Source organism: Halomonas sp. GFAJ-1 (assembly GCA_002966495.1).
Taxonomy (GTDB): domain Bacteria; phylum Pseudomonadota; class Gammaproteobacteria; order Pseudomonadales; family Halomonadaceae; genus Vreelandella.
On record CP016490.1, the window covers coordinates 2,652,313 to 2,663,393 of the forward strand.

8 protein-coding genes are annotated in these 11,081 nt (G+C 51.8%); 4 read left to right on the plus strand and 4 right to left on the minus strand.

The annotated features are described in order from the left end of the window. The first annotated feature begins 44 nt into the window (after positions 1-44). Positions 45-1,760, plus strand: coding sequence for a serine/threonine protein kinase (locus BB497_11885; protein AVI63345.1), 1,716 nt, complete (start codon positions 45-47; stop codon positions 1,758-1,760). 113 nt (positions 1,761-1,873) lie between these two features. Here BB497_11885 and BB497_11890 read toward each other — a convergent pair whose 3' ends face one another. Next, positions 1,874-3,133 carry a 6-phosphofructokinase gene (locus tag BB497_11890; protein AVI63346.1) on the minus strand — a complete coding sequence of 420 codons (1,260 nt, stop codon included), beginning with the start codon at positions 3,131-3,133 and terminating at the stop codon, positions 1,874-1,876. Between the two features lie 166 nt (positions 3,134-3,299). Beyond that, the gene (locus BB497_11895) at positions 3,300-3,968 is read right to left on the minus strand and encodes a ribonuclease T (GenBank protein AVI63347.1); all 669 of its coding nucleotides are present in this window, start codon (positions 3,966-3,968) and stop codon (positions 3,300-3,302) included. 221 nt (positions 3,969-4,189) lie between these two features. Between BB497_11895 and BB497_11900 the strand changes: the two genes are divergently transcribed. From BB497_11900 to BB497_11910, 3 genes are all read left to right on the plus strand, one after another. Beyond that, positions 4,190-5,410, plus strand: coding sequence for an argininosuccinate synthase (locus BB497_11900; GenBank protein AVI63348.1), 1,221 nt, complete (start codon positions 4,190-4,192; stop codon positions 5,408-5,410). A 56-nt stretch (positions 5,411-5,466) separates the two neighbouring features. Beyond that, entirely contained in the window at positions 5,467-5,793 is a 327-nt protein-coding gene (locus BB497_11905; protein ID AVI63349.1) for a hypothetical protein, read from the plus strand. 64 nt (positions 5,794-5,857) lie between these two features. Then, on the plus strand, positions 5,858-6,994 hold the full coding sequence (locus BB497_11910; protein ID AVI63350.1) for a signal transduction protein: 1,137 nt from the start codon (positions 5,858-5,860) through the stop codon (positions 6,992-6,994). 26 nt (positions 6,995-7,020) lie between these two features. Here the strand turns inward: BB497_11910 and BB497_11915 are convergent, their stop codons facing one another. Both BB497_11915 and BB497_11920 read right to left on the minus strand, forming a co-directional pair. Beyond that, the gene (locus BB497_11915) at positions 7,021-8,235 is read right to left on the minus strand and encodes a diguanylate phosphodiesterase (protein AVI63351.1); all 1,215 of its coding nucleotides are present in this window, start codon (positions 8,233-8,235) and stop codon (positions 7,021-7,023) included. Positions 8,236-8,344: 109 nt separating this feature from the next. Next, positions 8,345-11,080: a histidine kinase gene (locus BB497_11920; protein ID AVI63352.1), complete on the minus strand. Its 2,736-nt coding sequence runs from the start codon at positions 11,078-11,080 to the stop codon at positions 8,345-8,347. Position 11,081 lies beyond the last annotated feature (1 nt).

The following is an 11,081-nucleotide window of genomic DNA, read 5'->3' on the forward strand; positions in this document are numbered from 1 at the left end:
GGCCCTGGGTGTTTCCCATCAAGAGGCAAGCCTAGGAGGACGAGTTGGCGCACGCCCAGTTGCTAATCAGTTATGGACAAGCCTTTGTCGCTCCGGATGGGCGACAGCACCGCAGCTCTATGTCGGTACGTTTGCCTGAACAACCCCTCCTGAACGTTAAAGGCGGCTGCGCGGTGATTAGTGACTCAATCTCGCGTAACACCATGGCAAAGCAAGCCGGGGATCTCAGTGTACGTGGCTTTCTAGCCGACTATTACTCCACCCCAGACCATTGGGATACCAAAACCTCTGCTACGCGTGTGCTACGAGCGTTAAATGGCTGGTTCTACAGCCAAAGCCAGCATGTAAAAGAGGGCAGTTTTGTTTCTTCGCTATCTGCTATCGTGTTTCGAGGGCGCGAAGCGGAGCTATTTCACATGGGCGATACGCTGGTGTTCCGGCTGCGTGGCGCTGAGTTTGAGCAACTGACCCGTGACCACGTAACGGATATAGGCGGTTATCGCTACCCTTCACGGGCGCTGGGGATGGATGGCAGTGTAGATATTGATTACACCCAGCTGGCACTGAAGCAGGGGGACCTGTTTGTATTTACCACTCAAGGCGTTAGGGGGACGCTGCTGCCTTCTGACTATGTCCGCCTAATTCGCCAGGATGCGAGTGATTTAGACGCTGCCTGCGAACGTCTCGCCAGCGAAGCGAAACAGCGTGCTCAGGAGCGAGGGTATGGTGGAGATCAATTCTGCTTTCAGCTGCTACGGATTGATGAGTTGCCAGAGGAGGCTGATGATCACCCTAGCTTAATTTACGGTGATTTACCCATACCGCCGGAGCTATCGGTAGGCGAGCGGCTTGATGGTTTTGAAGTGCAAGCCGTGCTCTCGCGTAACGCCCAATCTAGAGTGTATCGTGTGCGTGATATTCAATCAGAGCGCGACATGGTGATGAAAGCGCCAAGTCCAGAGCTTTCCTTGCGCAATGCCTATCTGGAGCATTTTTTACTTCAACAATGGGTGGTTGAACGGGTCAAGTCACCCTTCGTGGTGAAGGTGGTTGAACCCTCTCGCCCACGCCGCTATCTCTACTATCTAATGCAGTATGTAGAAAGCGAAACGCTGCGCCAGTGGTCTGAGCGTCATCCTCAGGCGAGCCTAATACAGCGGTTAGATATCGCCAATCAGCTGGGGAAAGCAGTGCAGGCACTGCACCATCGGGACATTATTCATCAGCAAATCACCCCTGATAATATTTTGATCGATACCCACGGCAAACTGGTGTTGGCTGATTTTAGTGCTTGCCACATGCGCGAAGTCGATGGGCATCGCAATTCAGGTGAGCTACTGCGCCAAATTGGCTTTAATGAACACACGGCCCCGGAGTATGCTCTGGGTGATAGCGTAGGGCGGCGCAGCGACCAATATTCGTTGGCCTCCACCGTTTACTGGCTGTTAACTGGCGCGTTGCCTTATGTTTTGACACCCAACCGTCTGCGTAGCCATACGGATCTTGAAGAGCTGAGCTACCGTAGCGCGCGCACGACGAACCCTGAGATAACCCACGACCTTGACGAAGCCCTGCGCAGGGCATTGGATCCACAGCGATCACTGCGGTTTAGGCGAATGTCAGAGTTTCTTCATGCGTTACGCGTGCCGTTAGGGCGGCAACCAGCGAAACAGGAAGCGCGCCAAGAACCGCGGCGGTTTTGGCAAGGCGTGGCGGGTATTCTGCTGCTACTGCTCGTGCTGTCTTGGTTGCTAAGGTAAGTTACTTTAAAAAAGCGCTAAGCATACATAAGTATAAAAAAGGGGCGATGCTTTTACGGCACCGCCCCTTTTATATTGCTCGTCACAAATTGCTCGTCACAAACCAAAAGCGCTTAAAGAGTGAAAGGAGGCAGTTTTTGCTCGACCTTCGCAAGCTTCAACTTAGCGACTTTTGGTAGGCCATTTTCAAAGGGTGGGAAGTCTTCCCCTTGAATCAGTGGTGATAGGTAGTCGCGGCACGCTTTAGTGATCTCAAAGCCATTTTCGCTGATGTAGTCTCGCGGCATGAATTTCTCTTGATTGGCGATTTGCGCCAAGGGAGCAGAGATCACATCCCACTGGTAAGGCTCTTGGGAGATGCGACGAATGGCCGGCATCATAGAGTTTTTACCTGCTAGCGCCAGGGTGACGGCTTCGCGGCCCACCGCATACGCCTGCTCGACATCAGTCTTAGAGGCTAGGTGGCGCGCCGCACGCTGCAGGTAGTCGGCAACCGCCCAGTGGTATTTATAGCCCAAGTCCTGCTTGATCATACCGGCTAACGTTGGTGCAACACCGCCAAGTTGACGGTGGCCAAAGGCATCGGTATTGCCGGCATCGGCAAGGAAAGTGCCGTCTTCGTAACGAGCGCCTTCCGATACCACAATCACGCAGTAACCATACTTGGTGACACTCTCTTCTACCCGCGCCATAACAGCACTTCGGTTGAACGCAATCTCCGGGAAGATAATCAGGTGGGGCGGCTCGCCTTCACCTTCTCCCGCCAAGCCGCCAGCGGCAGCAATCCAGCCTGCGTGCCGCCCCATGACTTCCAGTACAAAAATTTTGGTGGACGTTGCACACATAGAAGCGACATCCAGTGATGCTTCCTGTGTAGAGGTGGCGATGTACTTAGCAACGCTACCAAAACCCGGGCTGTTATCAGTAATGGGCAGGTCGTTATCCACTGTTTTAGGAACGTGAATAGCGGTGAGGGGGTAACCCAGCTTTTCAGACAGCTGCGAAACTTTTAAGCACGTATCCGCGCTATCGCCACCGCCATTATAAAAAAAGTAACGAATATCGTGGGCTTTAAAGACTTCAATTAAGCGTTCGTACTGGGCGCGGTGTGTATCAATGTCTTTGAGTTTGTAGCGGCATGAACCAAAAGCACCGCCCGGCGTGTGGCGCAGAGCAGCAATAGCTTCATCGCTCTCCTGGGACACGTCGATGAGATCTTCCGTCAAGGCACCGATAATGCCGTTATGACCGGCGTACACCTTACCAATTTGCTCGGGGGCTTGCCGACATGCTTGGATAACGCCGCAGGCGCTGGCATTGATGACGGCGGTAACGCCACCGGATTGGGCGTAAAAGGCATTATGCTGAGCCATGGAAACGTCTCATCTCCTAAAAACAGATAGTTGGAACACGCTCTAGAACGTGCTTGATGACTAAAATAATTAAATATGCCCAGGAAAAATGCCGTGGCATTCCCTGGGAAATTTATAGCAAACGGCGAAAGTTTAGCGTAAAGCGGCAGGGGCTGCATTAGGCTGGCTACTCGCCGATGTCCAGCTCTTGCTCCTGTTGGGCGAGCTGCCAACCGCCTAAATCTTTATAGCGGTTAACCATCGCGCAAAAGAGCTCCGCGGTGCGTTCAGTATCGTAACGAGCAGAGTGAGCCGCTTTATTATCGAAATCGATACCCGCAGCGCGACATGCCCGGGCAAGCACGGTTTGGCCGTACACGAAGCCAGCGAGCGTTGCCGTATCAAAGCTTGAGAACGGATGAAACGGGTTTCGCTTTACATCACAGCGATTAGCCGCCGCATTTAAAAAGCTATGATCAAATGCCGCGTTATGCCCCACCAAGATGGCACGTGAACAGCCGTGGGCTTTAATGGCTTTGCGAATAGGGCGAAAAAGCTCCCCTAGCGCCTCTGACTCCGTGAGCGCCACTTGGCGTCGCAGTGGGTCGTCCAGGTTGATGCCGGTAAAATCTAACGCAGACTGTTCAACGTTCGCCCCTTCGAAAGGGTGAATATGATAAGCGTAGGTGGCATCGGGTAATAAGTTACCCTCTGGGTCCATGGTGAGCGTAACGGCTGCAATCTCAAGTACGGCGTCGTTTTGGGCATTAAAACCACCCGTTTCTAAATCAATGACAACCGGCAGGTAACTGCGAAAACGTTGGGCCATTAATTCGCGGGCAATTGCCTCGCTCATGCAGCTCTCCTTAGTAAAGCGAGTAATCGGTCAGGGTGTGCAGCAAGCCACCGCAATGAATGGTGTGATTCTAGCAGCTTTATCCCCAAGGCGTCGTTGACGGTATTCGCTGAGCATTGAGAGCGCTATACTAATAGAGTGTGGTAACAGGTTTTTGTTAGCACATGGCGTGCCGCGCTATATATTTTGGTGAACTGCTTTCCCTACACAAGGAGTAAAGAATGTCCGATGTCAAAAAGGTTGTGCTGGCGTATTCAGGCGGCCTGGACACATCCGTAATCGTTAAGTGGTTGCAAGAGACCTACAACTGCGAAGTAGTGACCTTTACAGCCGACATCGGTCAGGGCGAAGAAGTTGAACCCGCCCGTGCGAAAGCGGAAGCGCTGGGCGTTAAAGAGATCTACATAGAAGACCTTCGTGAAGAGTTCGTGCGGGACTATGTCTTCCCTATGTTCCGCGCTAATACTATTTATGAAGGTGAGTACCTGCTGGGTACCTCCATCGCCCGCCCGCTGATTGCCAAGCGCTTAATCGAAATTGCCAATGAAACCGGTGCCGATGCTATTTCCCATGGCGCGACGGGCAAAGGCAACGACCAAGTGCGTTTTGAGCTGGGCGGTTACGCGCTGAAACCGGGTGTTAAAGTTATTGCACCGTGGCGCGAGTGGGATCTCACTTCTCGCGAGAAGCTGATGGCCTACTGCGAAGAACGCAACATTCCGGTCGATTTTTCTAATAAAAAGAAAAAATCGCCGTACTCCATGGATGCCAACCTGCTGCACATCTCCTACGAGGGCGGCATTTTGGAAGATCCGTGGGCAGAAGCAGAAGAAGATATGTGGCGCTGGAGCGTTTCTCCAGAAGCCGCGCCGGAGCAGCCCACCTATGTGGAGCTTACCTTCGAGAAAGGTGACATTGTTGCCATCGATGGTGAGCCATTGAAAGCGCATGAAGTGCTCGAAAAACTTAACAAGCTTGGCGGTGACAACGGAATTGGCCGTTTAGACATTGTTGAAAACCGCTATGTGGGCATGAAGTCTCGCGGCTGCTACGAAACGCCAGGGGGCACGATTATGCTGCGCGCCCACCGTGCGATTGAGTCGCTGACTCTCGATCGCGAAGAAGCGCATCTGAAAGATCAACTGATGCCTAAATACGCAGAAGTCATCTACAACGGTTACTGGTGGAGCCCAGAGCGTCGCATGCTGCAAGCGGCTATCGACGAGACTCAGAAGAACGTTTGTGGCGTTGTGCGTATGAAGCTCTACAAAGGCAACGCCATTGTGGTGGGCCGTAAGTCCGAGCAGTCGCTGTTTGATGAGTCTATCGCGACGTTTGAAGATGATGCGGGTGCTTACAATCAAAAAGACGCGGAAGGCTTTATCAAGCTGAATGCGCTGCGTTTACGTATTGCCGCTGGTAAAGGGCGTCAGCAGAGTTAACAATGCGTTAAGCGGCCAGCGCCAAGCTGGCCGTTTTTATTGCAGGGGAACTACCTATGCTTAAAAAACTACTTTCAGGCCTTTTTGGGGGCGGTGGCCAAGGCGCTGAAGAGAGCAGCGCAAACGCTGCCGAGCCAGTAGAGTACAAAGAGTATTTAATTGTCTCCCAGCCTGATAACCAAAGCGGGCAATACCGGGTTAGTGGCTGGATTCGCAGGCTAGATAGCGCGGGCGTTACTCAAGAGCATCGATTTGAGCGTTCAGATATGCTTCCCGGTCGTGAAGCCTGCGACGCGATGATGATCACTAAAGCGCAGCGCTATATTGATGAAGTAGGCGAGGCAATGTTTGCCCCCGATCCTCGGCAAAAAGAGCAAAACTGATTAGCCAAGCCATACCCTCGCTTAAATAACCCATAGAGCCACTCATTAAACCAAGGAGCGGCGAATGCGTGTTGTATATCAAGCCTCGCCATGGCGCTCCTTAATAGATAAAGATGGCCAGCTAAACAGGTCGGCTATCACGGCGCCGTTAGACGACATTTTTTCCAGACTCTTTGCGCCACACCTTACGTTGGCGGATTCCCATGCCTGTCAACTGCCACTCGTTGAGGCGCTGGTGCGCTATGACATTCCCGCATGGCGCATTAGTCAGATTATTGGCGACCATAATGCGTGGCTTTACCGTCAGGCAATAGCGCTATCGCTCAATGAAATGCATGCCCAGGGGTGGGGAGAGCCTCCCGTTGATTACTGCGTGGTAATGTTAGGGTCAGCTGCCCGGTATGAAAGCCTCCTCAGCCCAGACCAGGATAATGCGTTAATCATTGATGACTATCCGGATGCCCGCCATGTGGAAATCGATGGCTACTTTCAAGCCCTGGGTGAGCGCTTCACCCAGCGTCTTGATGAGGCGGGGATACCTCTGTGTCGAGGGCATATAATGGCTCGCTGGCCGATGTGGCGAAAACGGATCAGCGAGTGGCGCTTGCAACTGGAGATATGGAGCGCTGATCGGCGTGTTAAACGCGTTCAGCAAACCAATATTTTGCTTGATTTTACGCCAGTGGCAGGCAACTCAGCCCTTGCTGAGCAGTTGGCGGAGAGTGTTGCTAAAACGCTTCCCCAAGCATCGCTGTTTATGGATGAAATGTCGGTATTGCTTGATGAGCTGCCGGTTGCTTTAGACCGTTTCGGACGCGTTGCGGCTAGCCCAAGCTCGGAGGCACCCCACCGTCATGCCATTAATCTTAAACGGCAGGGATTACTTCCATTGATCAGCGCTGTGCGCTTGCTCAGCGTAAGGCATCGGCGGCAGGAAATAGGCACCCGGGAGCGCTTGGTCGCGCTTAGCCATGCAACTGATACCTTGAGTTTAGAGCAATCAGACTTGCTGATAGCAGCTTTTGAGCGTTTTCAACAGTGCCTGCTGGATCAGCAGCGTTATGACATATCACGCGGCCAGGCTGCAGATGGCTGGGTTGATCTTCGCCGCTTACGTGAGGATGAGAAGTTGCTGTTGAAGTTTGATCTCCAGCAGGTCAAACGACTTGTTGCCTTAGCCAAAAATACTTCTTTTAGCTGATGGTGCGTTTCTTTATCGAGCCTGACCTAGCCAGTATGGCAATCTACTAACGCGCGTGCTTTTGCTGCTGCTTGAATCATGATGTTGTCTGGAAAGTCTAGCGGTGAGAGTTGTTTTTCTGCGGACTCTACATCATCAAGTAACTGACCCAATGAGCCAGAGCGCTTATTTATCGCTTCTTCTATAGTCTTACCTAGCTTTATTTCTCTTGAAACCACTTCTTCGCTTACGTCGAGAATAGTAGGCATCAGCGAAAACAGCCCGGTGATAAAGCCTTCTTGATCATCAATATTTCGGTGGTCGGCCATGATTTCACAAGCAAAAGCACGAGTTAGCCCCTTTATAAGATTTAACTTACTAGCAGGACTGTTAGCAGCAAGCATAACGATGGCAACGAGGGTGCGTAATTCTCGAAGCCCAATAATTTGTAGACAGTCAATTAGTTTTGTTTGAATCTGTCGCGTACCCTTAGCTGCCGAGTTAGCGCGCTTGAAAATTGCGTGTAGAAGATAAGGGTCTCTCGCTATTAAAGAGCTAATATCGGAGAGTTTTACATTGTCACGATATAAAATAGCCAGAAGTTGCAGCTGATTCGCCTGAGAAGCAGAACGTCGCGCCAAACTAGAGACTTGACTCTTTGGTCGTTCGTAAAAATAGCCTTGGAAGAGAGAAAAACCTAACAGCTTACAATAGTCAAAATCTTCCTGTGTTTCTACTCTCTCTGCCAGCAGTGTAAACCCATCCTCAATTAGCTTTTTAACCAGTTTCTCAGGAATTTTGTTGGAAATATCGAATTTGATAATATCGCAAAAGGGTAAAAAGGCTTGATTCTGGCTATCCAGGACAAAGTCATCTAAGGCAAGCTTGTAGCCCAGCTGTTTAAGATTTTTTAAAGCATATAGTACTTCTTTAGTGGCCGGTGTATTTTCCAAAATTTCAATTACGACACGCTGGCTAGGTAGGCCTGTAAGGTCTGGATTTATTAACCAGCCTTCTGAAGCGTTGATAAATAAGCTTCTTGGGCCGCATAAATCATCTAGTCCAATTTCGTAAACGGCTACAGCGCAGGCTCGAGCGGTAGCTTGTACATCGTCAATGACGGTGGCAGACTCAATGGAATTATTAGCACGGTAAAGGAGCTCATCGGCTATGTGATGGAGCTGTGCATCCACGATAGGCTGGATGGCGATCGTATATTTTGAAAGTGAGTCTGAATGGTTAGAAGTAAGATTTTTGCTCATTCACGGATCCATGGAATGCGTCTTTAGGCTACTGCGTAAGTCCAGAGCAAAGAATAACTTAATTTAAGTAAGTAAAGCCAGCAGAGATTAGTAATTTACTAGGCTATAGCTAGTCATTAACTGGGGCGGCGGGTAATTCCAGTGTTAAACAAGCACCGCCTAGCTGTTTAGCGTCCTCAACCCAGAGCCGCCCGCCAAGATGAGCGATAATACCTCGGCTAATGGGTAAGCCTAAGCCACTACCTTTGGGCCTACCTTTCGGGAGTTCGCCATCTCGTTGTATTTGGTGGAATTTCTCAAATACTCGCTCTCGCTCCTCGATGCCAATACCCGGGCCATTATCCTCAACGCTTAAGCGGAAATGTCGGCGGTGGTGGTAGAGTGCCAAGCGTACCTTGGGATGTTGGCGGTCGGCGAATTTACCCGCATTATCTAACAGGTTAATAATCACCTGTTCTAACCGGTCGTGGTCGCCAATCACTATTGCGGGGTCGGCCTCAATCGAAACGTCTAAAACGATGCCGTGCTCTTCATGCAGATGGGCAATTGCATTAATGCTGTGGCGGGCCAGCGCCGCTAAATCAAGAGGCTCTGGGTTCAGTGTTAAGCGACCGCTCTCAAGGCGAGCCAAGTCTAATATCTCTTCAATCAAGCGGGATAACCGCTGGCTCTCGTGAACGATAACACCAAGAAAATGCTTGCGCTTCTCGTCGGGCAGTTGGTCACTATCGCGTAAGATTTCAGCAAAAGCGCGGATAGACGTTAACGGTGTTCGCAGCTCGTGGCTGACCATGGCTACAAATTCATCTTTTAACCGGTCCAGTTCGCGCAGCCGCTCGTTAGCGCTGCGCAGCTCTTCGCCAATTTGCGCTAACTCTTGGGATTTCTGTTCCAGTCGCCGGTTGTACTCAATGGTTTGAGAAGTGGTGTCGAGAATCCTCAGAACAGATTCGATATCCAACGCTTCACCGCGTACCACTGAGTTGATCAAAACCCGTGCTGATGCACTGCCAAGAGCCCCTGCAAGGGCCTGCTCTGCCCGGGTAATTAACTCGGGCGGGGCAGTCTCATCAGGCGCAAAGAGGAGTTTGTTGCCGCTGTGGCGGAATACTCGCTGGGTGGTTTGCTCGCCTAAATAGCGAACCAGTAACTCTTTTAACGCCCCTTGAGTGGTTTGCCCACGCCACAGCGAGGTGGTTTGTAAATTGGGGTGCATCGCCTCAGTGAATAGCGCTGCTTGGGTCTGTTCTAAGGGGGAGGGGCGGGTAAATAGAGAAACACCCACCAGAAGCCCCACGTTGGCGAGCATGCTCCACAGCAACGAGTGGCTGTAAATATCCCAGTTTTCCAGCCCAAACAGGCTGTAAGGTATAAGCCAGGCAATGCCCCATGGCCCTTCGGTTAATAGCGTAGCGCTTAGCCAGCCTGACTGAGCAAAGCCTGGCAGCAAAAGGGTGTAACACCACACGAGAAAACCGGCGATTAAACCAAGAGTAGCCCCTTGGCGCGTGGCGCCACGCCAGTAAAGGCCTATCAATAACGCAGGGGCAAACTGAGCCGCACCTGCAAATGACACTAGACCAATAGTGACTAAGCTGTAGGAGTCGCCGATCAGTGCATGGTAGAGATACCCAAGCAGCAGAATAAGCACGATGGCGATACGTCGAATACCCAGTAGCCAGCCGGCAAGTTCCCCTTTGGTGCTCAAATGAAGTCGCTTGGAGCGCAAGAGCAACGGCATAACCAGCTGGTTGCTCACCATGGTTGAGAGCGCAATGGTTTCGACAATTACCATGCCTGTGGCTGCAGAAAGTCCGCCGATAAAAACAAGCAGTGGCAAGCCTTCTAACCCTGCTGAAAGGGGCAGGGTGAGTACAAAACTGTCAGGGTCCCCTGCGCTTACGCCCAGCAGAAGACCTGCGAGGGCGATGGGGATCACGAATAGGTTAATTAGCAGCATATAAAGCGGGAATAGCCAGCTTGCCCGGGCCAAGTGTTGCTCATCGACATTCTCTACTACCAATACCTGGAACTGGCGCGGCAGTGTTAAGAAAGCTAGAAAGGCGAGAGCTAGCATGCCGACCCAGCCGGTTGCTCCCCCCGGCACGCTATCTAAACTCATGCTGTTCATCAGGGCAGGGGTGGCAGCCACTTCAGCAAATAGTGCCGCCGGTCCTTCAAACATGACGAAAACCACAAATATCCCAACGGCCATAAACGCCACCAGTTTCACCAGGGACTCTAAAGCGATAGCGGCCACCATGCCTTCATGGCGCTCGCTGGCATCCAAGTGGCGGGTGCCGAATAGAATAATAAAAACGGCCAATACCAACGCGACCCAAAGAGATTTATCCATCCAAAACCGTTCATCGACCAGGGTGGTGTCGGCGGTGTGAGGATAGTTGATCAATACCGCATGGCTAACGGTGATGGCTTTTAACTGCAAGGCAATGTAAGGCGTAATGCTAATTAGCGCCATTAGCGCTACCAGGGCGCCGAGCGTGGTGTTTTTACCGTAGCGGGCGCTGATAAAGTCGGCAATGGAGGTGATTCGCTGCCGTGCCGCTATGCGAACCATTTTGCGAATGACCGAGGGGGCCAACAGCATTGCCAGGGTAGGGCCAAGGTAGATCAGTAAAAAGCTGGGGCCATGTTCCGCCGCTCGGCCTACGCTGCCGTAGAACGTCCAGGCCGTACAGTACACAGCAATAGAGAGCGCATAAACCGTGGGCGAGCCAATCAGTGAGCGGCCCTGTTCGGCGCGCCGATCGCCCCAGGCGGCTACCACAAACAGTAGCGCCAAATAGCCAAACGCGGTGCCGAGAATAATAGGGTCTGTACGCATG

Coding starts and splice junctions, on each gene's coding strand:
- BB497_11890 (AVI63346.1), bottom strand. CDS start 3,133: ATGGCTCAGCATAATGCCTTTTACGCCCAATCCGGTGGCGTTACCGCC.
- BB497_11895 (AVI63347.1), bottom strand. CDS start 3,968: ATGAGCGAGGCAATTGCCCGCGAATTAATGGCCCAACGTTTTCGCAGT.
- BB497_11900 (AVI63348.1), top strand. CDS start 4,190: ATGTCCGATGTCAAAAAGGTTGTGCTGGCGTATTCAGGCGGCCTGGAC.
- BB497_11905 (AVI63349.1), top strand. CDS start 5,467: ATGCTTAAAAAACTACTTTCAGGCCTTTTTGGGGGCGGTGGCCAAGGC.
- BB497_11910 (AVI63350.1), top strand. CDS start 5,858: ATGCGTGTTGTATATCAAGCCTCGCCATGGCGCTCCTTAATAGATAAA.
- BB497_11915 (AVI63351.1), bottom strand. CDS start 8,235: ATGAGCAAAAATCTTACTTCTAACCATTCAGACTCACTTTCAAAATAT.
- BB497_11920 (AVI63352.1), bottom strand. CDS start 11,080: ATGCGTACAGACCCTATTATTCTCGGCACCGCGTTTGGCTATTTGGCG.